Below are 13,926 nucleotides of genomic sequence, written 5' to 3' on the forward strand. Positions count from 1 at the left end.
AGAAAGTAAGTATAGTCGGACGAAAGGGGTGATGGACTTGGCTAAAATCAAAAAGTTGCTAGAACTAAGTGTCGATGTAGATAAGCCAGTGGAAGAAATCAAGGAATGTGTAATTGCTATATCGTCGTTTGCGGGACCCGGGCAGCTACAGGTGCTTAAGGAATTAGAAATATGGCTAGGAGAGACCATAGTTGACGCAGAAAAACAACTTGATGAATTGAAACTAAAAGAAGGTGCTGACAATGGCGGATGAAGAACAAAGGCTCTTATCTTCTGCGCAAATTCTGACAGGAGCAACAACGAGTACAGGAGAGTTAAAAGTGGTTGTTGTATCAGGCGGCGGCTCAAAATCACACACGTTTCATGAAGCTACTACGGCGACAAGAGACGGCGTTCCTTTGGTTGTAGGAAACAAATCAACGCTTGTTATTGAGATTACGGGCACCGCCACAAGCAAGACTCTCGAATTTAAGGCGACAGGTCCTAGTGGCTCCCAATACGCGCTTATGGCATGCAGGGTATCAGACTATACACTTGCTTCTAGTACGACTGGAGGAACGCCAGTCACAGGAGAGATGTGGGAGTTTGGAATACAAGGACTAAACACAGTCTTCATTAAGGTGGTCGCAATTACTGGCGGCAATGTAACCGTCAAAGGGACGGTTACATAATGGACAAGGCAGCTAGGGGAATGGCTGAAAGGGCCATCAAATATGGGAACGTAATGCCGCAGGTGCTTAAGGAGCAAGCTGGGCTTTCAAAGGGTGGAGCAATCGGGATCGGCGACAAGGCCGCATTCGCCATTACCTTTGACGATTCGACGTATTTCATGAAGACCAACATACTCGCCGAAATGCGTTCCCGCTTCTTTCCGTGGACGATGGGCCTTATAACAAATCCAAGCAATGACAATAACAAAACGGTAACCGTTGCCGAATTCAAGACATGGGCTCATCGCTGGGGAATGGAGCCTTGGGCGCACGGCTACAATCATGACACACCTTATAATAGGGATGACCTAACCCGCGAGATTGTCCTTTCAAAAGAAACGATGGAAACATATTGGGGCCTAAAATGCCAAGGATTTATCCAAGTTGGAGCCACACCTTCTGGCGAGTATAAGGATTTGGACAAGAATAAGCTGATTAGCAATTTTTACAGCGAAGCCGGTCGAATGATATATGAAAATCATGCGCATTATTCGGCGTACATCGGGCCAATCATCCGCAGGCTGCCGACAGGTAATTATTTAGGAGCTGCTCGGTACACGGTCACAGCTATGCCGCCCGGGAAGACCAGCGCGCAGCATAGAGACGACACGCTGGCGCAGATTGCGCTTTGCATCAAGTACAAGCTCGCAATGGCCTTCCTAATCCATCCACAGCAGATCGACTACACGAATGCTGGCTCCAGCAATCAAATGTATTTTAGTGACGTCATCATCATTCTGGACGCACTCAAGGCAGCGAGGGACGCAGGCACTGCCGAAATGCTAACTTTGTCCGGTTTGTTATATGCAGATCATAGTACAGTGAGGGTAGATTTAGCTAAGGATAATCTGATTACCTTCGCAGGCGTTTCTTCGGAAACTCCAGGCTTTTGGTCACTCACGAATAGCTCTTATTGGGGAGATAAGATTTTTCATGCTTCCTCACCAATATGGGGAGTTCCGAGTTTTGAGCAAACCAATTTATATGACGTCACTGGGGACAAAAGCCTTGTAGGTCAGATTAATAACCTGTTTGCATTCGCTGGGGAATCGTTCGAGTTGCGTTGTCGTGTACGTTCTACCTCTGCACAGCAACAACGAATCAAGCTGCAGTTAACTGGTTCATCGGGGTTGTTTTTGGATATTCAAGCTGGAGCAACGAATATAAATTTGTGGGGCGAGTTTTACGCGCAACCTGGACAAGGTTCGTTCTTGCGAGTGCCGTTCACTCTCCCATTTGACACAACCTTTTTAAAGATAGCGTTAGGACGTGGAAACGGGGCTGCGGGCAGTGGGAATGGTATTGAGTGGGGGGAATTGAGCATCGTAAAAATTTGAGTGAAAGTAATGATATGAGTTTACTTTTGGCTGTGCTATAATACAGTTAGCAACAGCGTATAATGCAAGGAGAGCCGTGCTAGTAACACGACTCCCTGCGCAATAGCCGCTTTTAAGGCGGTAGGATTTAAAGCTGAATTTTATTCAATTAGACCGTATTCCTTTCCAGGGGGTAGCGGTCTAATTGCGTTTTTTTGACAGTATCATTACGACAAAAGTGCCAGATGCAACTATTAGTAATCCAAAAGTTAGCATTACCATAATTGATTCAAACACGGTCATGGGCATCCCTCCCTTCTAAGAGAGGTAGCCTACCAAACCTTAAGCCAGCCTATTGCCCATTTAGTATAGCATAAATTGTGCTGTCAATATATTCATTTTAAAGCTTCGCTGCGGCGGGGCTATTTTTATTGGTTCAGGAAAAGTTTCCTGACCACAAATTGGAGGGAGTATAAAGCATGTTTAAAGAGATATTTGCGGTAGATGTTACACCAGGTAAGACAATGGCTGCAGCGGTGGGAGCGTTTCTGGCCCCTTGGATTGGATTGTTTTATGGTCCGGACCGGCTGGCACCTATATTGGTTCTTATTGCAGCAATCATACTTGATTGGGTAACGGGGATTGCAGCATCTCAAAAGGATGCGACATATTCTTCTGAATACGGGCGTCGGGGTGTGCTCCGGACGCTTTTTTTATTGGCGCTGCCGGTACTGGCGAACCTGCTTGATACTATGATGGGTGTTCCAGGCTTGTTGTTTTATGCGATTACGCTCGGCATTATCTATCACACATGGCAGTCCTTGACCGCCAACGCTTATCGGGCGGGTTGGGAAAAGTGGATTCCTAAAGCTGTTCTTAGCCAGATTGAAAGTGAGCTAAAGGCAAAATCAAACAGAGCTTCACAGCGCGGAGCTACAAAGGAAGGAAGCGGTACAGATGAGCAGTAATCTTGTTTATTATAGCCAAGAAGATAGCCGCTGGAAGAACGTCATGTATTCAAATCATGGAGACAAGAAACAAACCATAGGTACATCAGCATGCGGACCAACTAGCGCTGCAATGGCGATCAGCTCGCTCACAGGCAAGGAATTGTTGCCGACTACTGCAGCTGCATATGCGGTTAGTAACGGGTATCGAACGTATAATGACGGAACAGCGTGGTCATACTTTGACGCTATCGCTAAGACCTATGGGGTAGAGTGCAAGCAAACATCAAGTTTGGAAGTTGTTAAGACGGCACTCGCTGAGGGGGCGCTTGTTGTTGCGTCCATGCGTCCAGGGCACTTTACTGGCGGGGGACATTATATCCTGCTGGTCGGAGCCGTCAAGAAAAACGGTGTGACGTGGATAGATGTTTTGGACCCTAACCATGACAACACTAAATATGGCTCTGACGGGCTTGTGGATCAGGGTATCCGAAACGATGGCAAGGTATCTGCTAAGGAGTCGGTGTTTAAGGCTGAGGCAAGACAATATTGGGTGTTCACGAAGAAAATAGAGGAGAGTGTGTTAGAGATGAAGGTAGAAGACGCAAATGCGATCATTACATTTCTGAAAGCTGAGTGGGCGGCAGCTCATGCTAAAGGGGATACATTTAGAAAGACGGAGGCCAATCGGCTCGCAAACGTGCTGCGGAAAGCCAGCGGACAAAAAGAGCAATAGGCTGTGTAATCATACAAAAGATAAATGGACATAATATATATTAGGTAATTTGTATAGGTATGGAAGGAGTGGGAACAAAGATGTCGAATAATAAAACTGAGGTAAAATTTAAAGGAGGAATCAAAATGGCAATTAACGATCGTGTTGAAGTAATATCTACAAATAACCTACATCTATACGGAAAAATTGGGACAATTATTGAAATCAAAAGTGATCGAACCGACGTCGATATTAGAATTAAGACTAATGAAGGATATGATGTTTGGATAGATGCAGACGATGTAAGTGTTATTTAATTTAAAAAGTGACAAATTGTATAAATAAAGGTATAATTGACCTAATTTTCGACAAAGGAGGTTAGGTCATTGGACTTTAAGGTGTATCAGGTTACCTATGCTGGTGAATTGGTGACCCGCAGTCAGCAATTATTTGATTATTTAAGAGGATTAGATAAAAGCAGAGGGGAACATGGTCTGCAGTATTGTATAACACAAGAAATAGATTTGGATGAAAATATCATTACTGGATGTATTAGTGAAGAATATTTGCCTAATATTAATTCTGTTGATGATGATAAAACAAGCTTTGTTCCAGATGTGGATCCTTATCTGCATACTTTTTTTGCATTTGATCTTCAAGAGAAGCGACTTTTGCTTCAAAATCGTGACTACCCAGCAAATAATTTGGATAAACACCAAACACGAACGCGCTTGTTTACAACAATAAAACGAGGGTTCGAAGATATTTATAATGCTGAATTTGATTATGTAGATACTTATCGGGAAACAAATGATGATGATTTTCTTGAAGTGTTTAATGATTACAGAATTTCTTATTTACGAGTTAAACTGTTTCCTCAAGGCAGACTACTTGGTGAAGAAACTGAAATCTTTGTAACCGAAAATGAAGATTTAAATGCAAATTGGGTTGAGGGATGGAATTCTGATACAAGTGGTATGCATGAAATTATTCTAAAAGCTCCTGGTCGTAGTGGGGATGGAGATCTGCGTCAATCTCCTATCGCAATGTCATTAATACAACTTCCACTTAAAGAAATAGTCGAGTTGAATTATTGGAATGACGATGAAGTTTCTACAGCAATGTCTCGAACGGATTCTAGAAGATTCCGCGTTGATGGTGTTGATCTTCATACCCAGCCTATTACTGCTATTGCTGAAATTAGCAGGTCAATCTTTCAACGTCGAACAGAACTGAGAGCATTCAGTTTGATAGCTGATATTAATTAATTACTTGTTGGAATATATTATACCATCTAGTGTTTAATTTTTGAAGTTTTAACAAGAAAAGCCCTAGCCATTTGGCCGGGGCTTTTCTCTATTCACACGCTACACCGTCGCCGTCTCTATCCATCTTGCTGCTATAACCCGGGCCGCCCTTATGCAGCGGGGGTCTCCTGCAGCTCATACAACGGTGCAGTTGTTGCATGACAAAAAACAATCACAGATAAGTCGTGGATTGAAGAAGTAACAAAAGGAACGTTGACGCTGTCTGAATTGACTTGGCTTAATACCATCATTTTATCTCGTAAGTAAAGAATAAGCCCTTGAGCTCTAACTCAAGGGCTTATTCTTGTAACTAATCAAAGTAATTATTGAAGTTATGCTCAAATGTTAGCCCACCTCTATCATAGACATTATTATAACATTGTATAACAGCATTTTTAAAAGTATTGTTAACATCACTGACTCTTAATTCTTCTATGTGACCGGACAAGTTTATCCAGTCATACATCCTGAAATAATTATAAAATGAGAGTAAGCAACTAATATTGCGTTCATGTAATATGTTTTGGTAAGCAACTTCATCTGATCTAGGTCCAAATAGCGCTATGTCATTTAAAAATGCCCATTCAACTATGTCTCCAAGATTAATTACTTCATCTTTTTCATGCGATTTTACAAGAATATACATTGAAATGGAGACAAATATAGGAAGGGTAGATAATAGCCTGTACAAAAATAAACCCTCATTTTCTCCAAGTTGGTGACCTTCATAATCTGATATATTTGAGTAATTATTTGTACTTAAATTATTAATCTCCTCCTTTAGGGTTTGACTGATGTGTTCAGTGTGTTGCTGAAAATCTTTAGACAAAGCGGAAGCCATATTATTCACAGCTGTATTAATATCATAAATGGCATTTTGGGTGTTTTCATTTAAATATGAAATAGACTCTTCGATGTCTCCAGAAATTCTATCTAACTTATCAAGCTTGCTTAAATTATTCGCAAAGTCTTCAATTTTAGTAGAGGCATCTTCGAGTTTCGAGTTTGCACTACCGAATGTGATTGATTGAGAAAAAGAATAAATCAACGCGACAATTGCTAAGATGATCCCTATGAGAGTGCCAGCAAAACCAAAGTAGGAGACTAAGTCGGTATCTGTCGCGAAATAAATTACAGTTAAAAATATTACAATCATAAACATCATCAAGATCCAATAAGTAAGATCCTTTTTCTCGATACCCTTAAACACTTTTCAAACTCCTCCTTAATATCGCCATCCAATAGTGAATATTCCTTCTTATATACACATTATTCACATGCTACGCCATCACCATCACGATCAAGCTTGCTACTATAACCTGGATCTCCTCTATAAATAGGATCAGCTCCAGCAGCTCTAACGGCCGTACAGTTCTTGTAATACACAGCAACAACGGTAGGCTCAGTCTTAGGCTCTTTAGTTGGCTTGGGAGTTGAGGTGGGCTTAACCGTTGGCTTAGGTGAAGGTTTTACAGTTGGCTTAGGAGTGGCAGTAGGCTCGCTTGATTCAGGGGCCGTTTTGGTTACCTCAGATCTAGTCACTTCAAACAGTACCTTTGTGCCGTCTTGATAGTCTTCCAACTTGTTGCCTACCCATGATCCAGCCCCACGATTGTCGGAGGGAGTAACATAAGCTATATCAGCTCCATCTCCGCCTTCTTTGCACATGGCCATCGGCCACTCATCCCGATCAAAACCCTTTTTGGTCGGCACACCCTGCAGGGATGCATCCCGGTTAGCCTCAGCTCCGGATCGGTCAATCGTACAAATTGCCGACTTGCCCTTACTGATAGCATCAACGATATGATTAGCGGTTTCAGGATACTTAGATGACGGGAAAGTAATCTTAACGTCATAAACATCATTTGAAGCTGTTGCTATTGAAGGAGTAGGGCTTGGCGTAGCAGTAGGAGAAATACTAGCTGTAGGGATTGATTTTACTTCTACTGCTTCTACTGGAGACTCTGATGGTTTTAGCTCAGCGGTTACAGGAGTTACTGTTTCAGCAGCAGCTATACCGAATGCAATGGATAATATGAAACTGGCTGCCGAAAATATAAAAAGCTTCTTTGCCTTTTTTTTGTTAATCGCGGCAACGATTCCGAGAATAATGAATACAAAAACCCCTGCAAAACTGAAAAATGATAGTAAACCCCACAACACCATACTGTATACATCCCCATTCTGTTTATATGAGACTATTCTACTATATGTGTCGTGATTTGGCGATATGTGGAATAGGAGGGAAGTTGAAGAATATGTGTCTTTTCAGTGGGTATAATTTCCTGATTAATAATGATATAATGTTTTGCGTGATGAAAATAAGAAGTATGGATTGATTAATATAAATAAAGGTAAACGTTTTAAGTATCCTCATTAATCAATTTATTGTAGCTAATTAACGGTCTTCGAAAATGAATATTTTTGATCCGGTAATATAGATATATAAACAAAGGGAGAGTGTCAAAATGAAAAAGAAGGTGCTTTTATTATCATTAGCTATTATGTTGGGTTTAACTGGGATCGTCAGTGCGGCATCCGGATGGGGGAAATATAAGGGTTATGATATTTTTAAGATTATTGTTGATGGGAAGACGATAAAAGCAACAAATGCCCCTGCTATTAGCCTCAATGGAAATATTATGGTCCCTGTTGATATGTTAGAAGATGCTGGGGTGGATTACTCTATAGATGTTAAAACAAAAACAGTTTCAATTGATAGTAGTGTGTCTGAAAGTGAATATATTGAATTGAATAGAGTAATGCAGTCTCATAGGGCTTTTATTATATTCATGGATCAAATTGAATTATCCAGTCTCTCTATTAGCTTATTAAATTCATCGACAACCAAAGATCAATTTAATCTTTCAATGTCTCAAGTCAAAAGAATAGATGTTGACGGATTATATGGCTGGGTAGGCACACTTGAAAATATAGGGGCAGCAGAAAGTAAATCATTCCAAAAAATAGCAGGATATATAGATACAGCTAAGACTTATTTACTATCTGCTGATACACAATCTGCGCATAAACAAATATTGCTTGCAAAATCATCTATGAACACGCTATATAATCAATTGGAAAGTAGATTTTCAGATACATTCGGCAAGGAAAATATTAAGGTGTCAAATTAACATCGTAGTATTATAACGAATATCCGAGGATTTACACATGCATAATTAGCAATGAGTATATTAAGCAGAAAAAGCTCTGCCAACCTATAGAGTTGGCGGAGCTTTTTGCATTCACAAGTCTAAATTGCTTATGAAAGGAAATCCTAATGTTAGGAGGGATGTACAATGTGCGGTCGTTTTACAATTACGTCAAGTTTTGAAGAAGTGGTCGAAGTTTTTTCTGTTGGGAAAACGAATTACGAATACATGAAACGTTACAATGTAGCTCCAACACAAATGGTGCCAGGAGTCATAAACAAAAATGGACAACGAGTAATGGAAGGATTTAAGTGGGGGCTCATACCGTTTTGGAGCAAAGATGCGAAGATCGCATATAAAACGATAAATGCACGGGCAGAAGGTATAGAAAAGAAGCCTGCTTTCAGGCACTTATTGAAACGTAACAGAATTTTGATTCCTAGTGATGGATTTTACGAGTGGCGCCAAGAAGAGGGAGGTAAGCAGCCTTTTAGGTTTCAGCTAAAATCCAAATCCGTCTTTGCCTTTGCGGGCTTGTATGATACCTGGCGCAATGCAGATGGCGAAGAGGTACAAAGCTGCACGATAATAACGACGACACCTAATCGACTAGTATCGGATGTACATAACCGCATGCCGGTAATTTTAACTGGAGACGCTGCTGCCGAATGGATAAATCACGACTTGGAGGACACTGGTGATGTCCTTAATTATCTTAAGCCTTACCCAGCAGAGTTAATGATTAAATATCCTGTTTCTAGGGATGTCGGAAATGTTAGAAACCCCGACGCAGCTTTAATTGAAGAAGTACCACTAAATTCTAAGTAACGCCCGCATCGGCGGGCTTTTATATTTCTTCAAGATCGTTTACTTCATGCTCTACAGTATGCTCCCAGCCACTACCCAATGTCCACGTAACAACAGCTTTGTTTGCTTTGATAGACTTCACAATACCGGGCCTATATCGGCTTGAGAATCCACATGGCTTGACCTTATTACCTTTTTTCATTCTCCAGCTCCGAATCCTAATAATTTAGGTTGTCTCAATAAACCGTTATCGTTAAACTCAAGTGCTGTTACTCTGCAGGGGAAGGGTACGGCCAACCAAGCTACATCGTACCATTTCTTCGCTTCGGAGAAAGGATTGCTCCCAGGATGCTCTTTCAGAAACTGCTCCAGTACGACTTTTGAAGCATTGTCCAAGCCCGATACATGACCTATATAACGATTCTCATAGCGCAATACTAGGCTAGATACGGAACCATCTTTAAGCTTAATCCCTACCACATCCGCGACTAAACGCACTTCTTTACGCTTTTTTAACCAATATCCCTTATGGCGCTTCCCTTCCACATAGGGACTGCTAAGCTGCTTACTTATTATTCCTTCCCATTCCCGACCATTTAACCAATCCCAGAGAGCTGGACCGTCCGAAAGTAGGTCTGAGACTAGCAGGCGGGGGTTGCCCTTAGGCAGGGAGTTAGCAAGGCGATTGTAGCGTTCAGAAAAGGGGAGCTGCCGAATGTCCTTGCCTTCGTGGTATAACATGTCAAAGGCAACGAACATGAGGGATTCGTCAAATTGCTTTTTATTGACGGCGGTCAGCACCCGGCTAAAGTTCGGGCGGGAACCGTCAAAATAGACAATCTCGCCGTCAAGCATGCACGGGCCGATTCGTAGAGTGCGAAGCAGCTCACCAATTTCAGGGAAGCGGGCGTCTTTAGGCTCTAGTCGGCGCGAGAATATCTCTACCCCACCCTTACCATCAAGCCTTACAAGCGTGCGGACGCCGTCCCATTTGATTTGATAGCCCCATTCAGGCCCCGTGGGTATGTCCGACGATGTGATGGGGGCCATGGGCACGGTAGGAAGCTGCATCATGTTCACGCTCCTTTTTTAAAATTAAGGTGCGCTTTTTTTGGAAAGATATTCATTTAGCCTTATAGGACTTATTATTCATTTATCGTAAAATTCTGTCTTGCCAACAGAGTTGAAGTCATGCAATGATGAAATTGTAAATATATTTGCGTTTTTTAAAATACATATAAAGACGGTGGCGACCTGGACACTATTAATTTTCTGATTTTAAGTATGTTTGATGCTCTCGCTGTCGTTGTTCTCATGTTTAAAATTTTTAGGCAGAGTCTATGGGATCACAAATATATAATCGCGTTGTTATGCGCTTTTAGTTCCTGCTCATCTTATTTATTTAGAGTTGTTTTAGAGCTGACGCCTGTATTGGACATGGTGGCGCAAATTGTTATTTTCTTGATATTCAGCCGTTACCTACTAAAGCTTAAATTATTTTATGCAGCACTGATGGTAGCAGCGGGTTTCGGCGTTTTTGTAGCGGTGCAATTACCAGTGTATTACACCGTTACATTATTCGGAGTAAGCGAATCAGTTGCAGCTCGTACCGGAGGATCAGAGGTAGCGATCATACAAATGTTAACTGATAGTGCAGCATTGATTATTGGAGGCACACTTAAACTGTTTAATCTCGGATTTGGATTCGTCGTTATTCCGCCGCATGATTTTAGCATCAGGGAACGTTTCAGTGGCACAAGTAGGCTAATTATCGTTTCTACCACTGCCCTTGCTATCGTTATTACCGCTGCATTATACATAACCGTTCATTTCAATGTGGTAATGTTTATTTATCCGTTATTGTTGTTGTCGTTGCTTGTACTATATTATTTAGCCAGCAGGAGAGAGCGGGAGGATGATAATGATTGAATACATCTCCACACAAATAGCATTGTCGATAAAGAGAGCTGATCCACAGGGCGACGTATCAGTCAATGTAATGGCCTACCAGTTGGGTTATTGGATTAACCCCACATTAATAACTCTCGTTACCTTAAGCGTAGGATGGGCAACAGGCGCATTTCTCGGGACGCTACTGGGAATGATCGTTTTTTGTGTATTGAGGCATCTTACAGGAGGTTTTCATTTCTCGTCATTGACTAAATGCTTTGTAGTCTCGACAATTGTACTGGTTGTCATTCCTCATATTGTTCTGAGTGATTCCCGCGTGGTAGTATTAACTTTGTTAAGTGCAATCATAGTGCTGATTTTTCGGAAGGGGAGCGGTATTCCTTTGCTGCTCGTATTGTCAAATATATTTATCCAATCTGATGTAATTGCGCTCGCATTTCTAGCGCAAATGCTTCTGGTATTCATCCAAGAAAAGAACGGGGGTGTTGGAAATGAAACAGAAACTAGCTCGTAAGCTTTCAAATATCCTTTCAAAAGAAGCGAAAAAGTCGGCTAAGGAAGCAAATTTCAAAATTTTTATCGGAAGCCAGCCGGTACCTAAGGAACTGAAGTAGTGTGAGCCCATGGACATGACAACGGAGATTTTAGGACAACGGGTTTGGGCTGATGAGGAAGAACGGCAGGGCGATCAATTCGATACTTTCAAGATCAGCGATATACAATTGATCGATGTGTTTAAGCCAAAAAAAAATTATGCTGTACCACGGTTCCATACTGTAAAAGGAGCCTATACTGTAATTTTAACGTTGGACGCCTGTAAGCAAATTTTCATGCCGCTGGGTTTTAAAGCGTTGGATAGCAACATTTTGGTAAACGTTAGCCACATTAAATATGTGAAGGTTGAAAGATTTGGTAACACCGCCTTTTTCGATGGTGGAGTAACAGCTAATGTAATTGGACGTAAGCTGTATTTAGTGGAGCACCTAATCAAAAAGGACTGATTCTCGGTAATTCGGGGGTCGGTCTTTTTTTGATCGAAAATTATACAATCGTAATGTATAAAAGTCAAGATATTCCTTGACTAGTGTTGAAATATGGGAGTCGTTCGACACCATACGACAAAAAGGCATATACTCCCTATGCTATATTAAAAATGTAAAACTGAGGGAGACAAATAAACAGTAGATAGATAAATAAAAGGAATGAAAAGACAACTCGGTGAAAATAACAGCATTTCAACACAAGCTACAGCCAACATTTGCAAGATTAAAACGTGAATGGTCTGGGCGCGGCCCGGATGAAATTGAGTTCACGGTAATTGGTAACCAAGCAACTTTATTTTTTGGGTCAACCTTCGGTAAATTCGAGTCCTATTGGCTAGATTTTGCTGATAGGCACAATGTATTTCACATTTTCCTGAGGGAAATGGAAGAAAAAATGGCCGCTGATTTTGAACCTGTATTTAATAGTATTTATCCTGGTCTTTCGATTACGGATATGACGACCTCAGCTGCAGGAGAGAACTTCCGTGATCAGACTACAATCATGAGGTTTAACATGGACCTACAGCACTTGGTTGAAACTAATCAAGTGAATATATAATCGAGAGCTGCTAAGGGACGCGGGTGCCGGAACGGAGATCGACAAAGCGCTGGGAGACCAGTTGTCTTGTCGATCTTTTTTTGTCTAACTTCAATAGAAGAATTTTGATGAAACTACACACAGGAGAGAATATTAATGAAGGAATATGAAATGAGTATAAGCTTTAATTTAAATGAAGAACATTTAAAATTATTGATAAGGGCATACCTTATTGAAAAAAAGATTTTGCTACCTGTAGCGGTTAATGTGGTAACACCAAATGTGATATCTAAGCTAATTATAGATTAAGGTAATAGTGAGTTGAGTGAATAATATAAGTCAAATTAAAGGAAGGGGACTTAAGCTATTTGCCTAAGTCCCAATCTAAAATTTGATTTAATGTTGCCCCCCACTTTGCCCCCCAAATGCCCCCCGGCTTGTGATCGAGTATGAACTTATACGATTAGTATAGAACTGCGTTATGCTAAATCGGCACATAAACACTTGAAATAACCTAGTAAAGTCGTATAGTACCTAAACAAAACGCAAGTCCATCAGTGGGAAAGAGATCAATATTTGACATTGTACTAAAATTAAAAGGATAGTATTTACAAAAGCCCTGTCAGCCATTAGGCTGGCAGGGCTTTTGAGTTTTGTTAGGATACATCGCCATAGGCCACTCGTCGCGGACATATCCCTTTTAAGTGGGCTTATTATAGAGATCGCATTCGTTATTCTCCTCCTAGCGCTTTATACGCTGCCTTCACATCATCCAGTTTATCTTGCTCAACAAGCTTCGCTAATTCCACGTATTTCTGTTTGTCTTCTCCTGTCAATTTTTCCGCTGTCGGTTCTTTTGAACCCGATTTGCTGGGAGCGGTTTCGATCAACTTAAACTCAACTTCACCCTTTTTCAGAGCCATCTGTACTTCGCCTTTGCTGGTAAAAGCCATCTTTCCAGTAGCTATGCGGGTTGGTTCACTACCTGGTGCATCCACATATACAAATACAGATTCAACAACCTGTGACTTTGCAGCAGCAAGAATAGCGGTGTTTCGGACAAGCTTTTGTAACTCTCGTTCATCTTTGCTCGACGTACTCATTGTCACGTACCATATGCCTGATTTATCCAAACGCTCTTCAGTAATTTTAAATTCAGGCAGCTTTGCTTCTTTATATGTTGGTTCTGGCGCAGTTGTTGGGGCAGGCTCAACGCTTGCTGCAGCTTCCGTGGTCGTAGCTTCATTTCCTCTACCACCATTAACAGCACCGGCTACAATAATGACGACAATCGCCCAGAACCACCATTTCTTATGAATCGACTTTTTCTCTCTCATATCCATTTTCCCCCTTGGAATATATGACATCATTCTACTGCAAAATTCGCATCTTGGCGATATGTGGAATAGGAGGGAAGTATGGAATGGAAGAGCCCGGAGGGGTTCTATATCTTCAAACTTACTGAATTTGTTAATTTTTT

At 41.3% G+C, this 13,926-nt stretch carries 21 protein-coding genes; 15 read left to right on the plus strand and 6 right to left on the minus strand.

Annotation, left to right across the window (positions count from 1 at the left end):
- The first annotated feature begins 37 nt into the window (after window positions 1-37).
- The 3 genes from AC50Y5_RS09105 to AC50Y5_RS09115 are packed head-to-tail and all read left to right on the plus strand — an operon-like array spanning window position 38 to window position 2,047.
- Entirely contained in the window at window positions 38-253 is a 216-nt protein-coding gene (locus AC50Y5_RS09105) for a hypothetical protein (RefSeq protein ID WP_494860002.1), read from the plus strand.
- Window positions 243-671, plus strand: coding sequence for a hypothetical protein (locus AC50Y5_RS09110; RefSeq protein ID WP_494860004.1), 429 nt, complete (start codon window positions 243-245; stop codon window positions 669-671). Before AC50Y5_RS09105 ends, AC50Y5_RS09110 begins: the two co-directional genes overlap by 11 nt.
- Complete coding sequence (locus tag AC50Y5_RS09115) at window positions 671-2,047, plus strand: polysaccharide deacetylase family protein (RefSeq protein ID WP_494860005.1); 1,377 nt, start codon at window positions 671-673, stop codon at window positions 2,045-2,047. The genes AC50Y5_RS09110 and AC50Y5_RS09115 overlap by 1 nt, the downstream gene beginning before the upstream one ends.
- A gap of 180 nt (window positions 2,048-2,227) precedes the next feature.
- Here AC50Y5_RS09115 and AC50Y5_RS09120 read toward each other — a convergent pair whose 3' ends face one another.
- Window positions 2,228-2,335, minus strand: a complete 108-nt coding sequence (locus tag AC50Y5_RS09120; RefSeq protein WP_494860007.1) for a putative holin-like toxin — start codon at window positions 2,333-2,335, stop codon at window positions 2,228-2,230.
- A gap of 170 nt (window positions 2,336-2,505) precedes the next feature.
- Between AC50Y5_RS09120 and AC50Y5_RS09125 the strand changes: the two genes are divergently transcribed.
- The 4 genes from AC50Y5_RS09125 to AC50Y5_RS09140 all read left to right on the plus strand — a co-directional run bounded on the left by AC50Y5_RS09125 (window position 2,506) and on the right by AC50Y5_RS09140 (window position 4,956).
- A complete protein-coding gene (locus AC50Y5_RS09125; RefSeq protein WP_494860009.1) occupies window positions 2,506-2,994 on the plus strand; it encodes a phage holin family protein in 489 nt (162 codons plus the stop codon).
- Window positions 2,984-3,709: a C39 family peptidase gene (locus AC50Y5_RS09130; protein WP_494860011.1), complete on the plus strand. Its 726-nt coding sequence runs from the start codon at window positions 2,984-2,986 to the stop codon at window positions 3,707-3,709. Before AC50Y5_RS09125 ends, AC50Y5_RS09130 begins: the two co-directional genes overlap by 11 nt.
- Window positions 3,710-3,834: 125 nt before the next feature.
- The gene (locus AC50Y5_RS09135; protein ID WP_494860013.1) at window positions 3,835-4,005 is read left to right on the plus strand and encodes an ATPase; all 171 of its coding nucleotides are present in this window, start codon (window positions 3,835-3,837) and stop codon (window positions 4,003-4,005) included.
- A gap of 69 nt (window positions 4,006-4,074) precedes the next feature.
- Complete coding sequence (locus AC50Y5_RS09140) at window positions 4,075-4,956, plus strand: hypothetical protein (RefSeq protein WP_494860015.1); 882 nt, start codon at window positions 4,075-4,077, stop codon at window positions 4,954-4,956.
- An 88-nt stretch (window positions 4,957-5,044) separates the two neighbouring features.
- Here AC50Y5_RS09140 and AC50Y5_RS09145 read toward each other — a convergent pair whose 3' ends face one another.
- From AC50Y5_RS09145 to AC50Y5_RS09155, 3 genes are all read right to left on the minus strand, one after another.
- Window positions 5,045-5,155, minus strand: a complete 111-nt coding sequence (locus AC50Y5_RS09145) for an excalibur calcium-binding domain-containing protein (RefSeq protein ID WP_494860017.1) — start codon at window positions 5,153-5,155, stop codon at window positions 5,045-5,047.
- A 150-nt stretch (window positions 5,156-5,305) separates the two neighbouring features.
- Entirely contained in the window at window positions 5,306-6,205 is a 900-nt protein-coding gene (locus tag AC50Y5_RS09150) for a hypothetical protein (RefSeq protein WP_494860020.1), read from the minus strand.
- A gap of 59 nt (window positions 6,206-6,264) precedes the next feature.
- Entirely contained in the window at window positions 6,265-7,161 is an 897-nt protein-coding gene (locus AC50Y5_RS09155) for an excalibur calcium-binding domain-containing protein (RefSeq protein ID WP_494860023.1), read from the minus strand.
- 302 nt (window positions 7,162-7,463) lie between these two features.
- Between AC50Y5_RS09155 and AC50Y5_RS09160 the strand changes: the two genes are divergently transcribed.
- Window positions 7,464-8,129 carry a hypothetical protein gene (locus tag AC50Y5_RS09160; protein ID WP_494860028.1) on the plus strand — a complete coding sequence of 222 codons (666 nt, stop codon included), beginning with the start codon at window positions 7,464-7,466 and terminating at the stop codon, window positions 8,127-8,129.
- A 165-nt stretch (window positions 8,130-8,294) separates the two neighbouring features.
- Window positions 8,295-8,975 (plus strand): SOS response-associated peptidase, encoded by a 681-nt coding sequence (locus AC50Y5_RS09165; protein ID WP_494860032.1) that lies wholly within the window; start codon window positions 8,295-8,297, stop codon window positions 8,973-8,975.
- A 177-nt stretch (window positions 8,976-9,152) separates the two neighbouring features.
- Here AC50Y5_RS09165 and AC50Y5_RS09170 read toward each other — a convergent pair whose 3' ends face one another.
- Complete coding sequence (locus tag AC50Y5_RS09170) at window positions 9,153-10,028, minus strand: ATP-dependent DNA ligase (RefSeq protein WP_494860034.1); 876 nt, start codon at window positions 10,026-10,028, stop codon at window positions 9,153-9,155.
- Between the two features lie 357 nt (window positions 10,029-10,385).
- On the opposite strand from AC50Y5_RS09170, the gene AC50Y5_RS09175 reads away from it, so the two are divergent.
- From AC50Y5_RS09175 to AC50Y5_RS09200, 6 genes are all read left to right on the plus strand, one after another.
- Window positions 10,386-10,883 carry a hypothetical protein gene (locus AC50Y5_RS09175; protein ID WP_494860036.1) on the plus strand — a complete coding sequence of 166 codons (498 nt, stop codon included), beginning with the start codon at window positions 10,386-10,388 and terminating at the stop codon, window positions 10,881-10,883.
- Window positions 10,876-11,379 carry an accessory gene regulator B family protein gene (locus AC50Y5_RS09180; RefSeq protein ID WP_494860038.1) on the plus strand — a complete coding sequence of 168 codons (504 nt, stop codon included), beginning with the start codon at window positions 10,876-10,878 and terminating at the stop codon, window positions 11,377-11,379. Before AC50Y5_RS09175 ends, AC50Y5_RS09180 begins: the two co-directional genes overlap by 8 nt.
- The gene (locus AC50Y5_RS09185) at window positions 11,357-11,479 is read left to right on the plus strand and encodes a hypothetical protein (protein WP_494860040.1); all 123 of its coding nucleotides are present in this window, start codon (window positions 11,357-11,359) and stop codon (window positions 11,477-11,479) included. Before AC50Y5_RS09180 ends, AC50Y5_RS09185 begins: the two co-directional genes overlap by 23 nt.
- A gap of 15 nt (window positions 11,480-11,494) precedes the next feature.
- The gene (locus AC50Y5_RS09190) at window positions 11,495-11,866 is read left to right on the plus strand and encodes a dipeptidyl aminopeptidase (protein ID WP_494860042.1); all 372 of its coding nucleotides are present in this window, start codon (window positions 11,495-11,497) and stop codon (window positions 11,864-11,866) included.
- A 217-nt stretch (window positions 11,867-12,083) separates the two neighbouring features.
- Complete coding sequence (locus tag AC50Y5_RS09195; RefSeq protein WP_494860044.1) at window positions 12,084-12,467, plus strand: hypothetical protein; 384 nt, start codon at window positions 12,084-12,086, stop codon at window positions 12,465-12,467.
- Between the two features lie 135 nt (window positions 12,468-12,602).
- Entirely contained in the window at window positions 12,603-12,755 is a 153-nt protein-coding gene (locus tag AC50Y5_RS09200) for a hypothetical protein (RefSeq protein WP_494860046.1), read from the plus strand.
- A gap of 422 nt (window positions 12,756-13,177) precedes the next feature.
- Here the strand turns inward: AC50Y5_RS09200 and AC50Y5_RS09205 are convergent, their stop codons facing one another.
- Window positions 13,178-13,783, minus strand: coding sequence for a hypothetical protein (locus tag AC50Y5_RS09205; protein WP_494860048.1), 606 nt, complete (start codon window positions 13,781-13,783; stop codon window positions 13,178-13,180).
- Window positions 13,784-13,926: the final 143 nt, after the last annotated feature.

Source organism: Paenibacillus sp. JT22N7 (genome assembly GCF_059383875.1).

What these genes read in the sequence shown, in the direction of transcription:
- AC50Y5_RS09145 (WP_494860017.1), bottom strand. Translation starts at nt 5,155, where the DNA reads ATGCAACAACTGCACCGTTGTATGAGCTGCAGGAGACCCCCGCTGCAT.
- AC50Y5_RS09190 (WP_494860042.1), top strand. Translation starts at nt 11,495, where the DNA reads ATGACAACGGAGATTTTAGGACAACGGGTTTGGGCTGATGAGGAAGAA.
- AC50Y5_RS09160 (WP_494860028.1), top strand. Translation starts at nt 7,464, where the DNA reads ATGAAAAAGAAGGTGCTTTTATTATCATTAGCTATTATGTTGGGTTTA.
- AC50Y5_RS09125 (WP_494860009.1), top strand. Translation starts at nt 2,506, where the DNA reads ATGTTTAAAGAGATATTTGCGGTAGATGTTACACCAGGTAAGACAATG.
- AC50Y5_RS09200 (WP_494860046.1), top strand. Translation starts at nt 12,603, where the DNA reads ATGAAGGAATATGAAATGAGTATAAGCTTTAATTTAAATGAAGAACAT.
- AC50Y5_RS09170 (WP_494860034.1), bottom strand. Translation starts at nt 10,028, where the DNA reads ATGATGCAGCTTCCTACCGTGCCCATGGCCCCCATCACATCGTCGGAC.
- AC50Y5_RS09120 (WP_494860007.1), bottom strand. Translation starts at nt 2,335, where the DNA reads ATGCCCATGACCGTGTTTGAATCAATTATGGTAATGCTAACTTTTGGA.
- AC50Y5_RS09165 (WP_494860032.1), top strand. Translation starts at nt 8,295, where the DNA reads ATGTGCGGTCGTTTTACAATTACGTCAAGTTTTGAAGAAGTGGTCGAA.
- AC50Y5_RS09155 (WP_494860023.1), bottom strand. Translation starts at nt 7,161, where the DNA reads ATGGTGTTGTGGGGTTTACTATCATTTTTCAGTTTTGCAGGGGTTTTT.
- AC50Y5_RS09205 (WP_494860048.1), bottom strand. Translation starts at nt 13,783, where the DNA reads ATGAGAGAGAAAAAGTCGATTCATAAGAAATGGTGGTTCTGGGCGATT.
- AC50Y5_RS09135 (WP_494860013.1), top strand. Translation starts at nt 3,835, where the DNA reads ATGGCAATTAACGATCGTGTTGAAGTAATATCTACAAATAACCTACAT.
- AC50Y5_RS09115 (WP_494860005.1), top strand. Translation starts at nt 671, where the DNA reads ATGGACAAGGCAGCTAGGGGAATGGCTGAAAGGGCCATCAAATATGGG.
- AC50Y5_RS09110 (WP_494860004.1), top strand. Translation starts at nt 243, where the DNA reads ATGGCGGATGAAGAACAAAGGCTCTTATCTTCTGCGCAAATTCTGACA.
- AC50Y5_RS09185 (WP_494860040.1), top strand. Translation starts at nt 11,357, where the DNA reads ATGAAACAGAAACTAGCTCGTAAGCTTTCAAATATCCTTTCAAAAGAA.
- AC50Y5_RS09130 (WP_494860011.1), top strand. Translation starts at nt 2,984, where the DNA reads ATGAGCAGTAATCTTGTTTATTATAGCCAAGAAGATAGCCGCTGGAAG.
- AC50Y5_RS09180 (WP_494860038.1), top strand. Translation starts at nt 10,876, where the DNA reads ATGATTGAATACATCTCCACACAAATAGCATTGTCGATAAAGAGAGCT.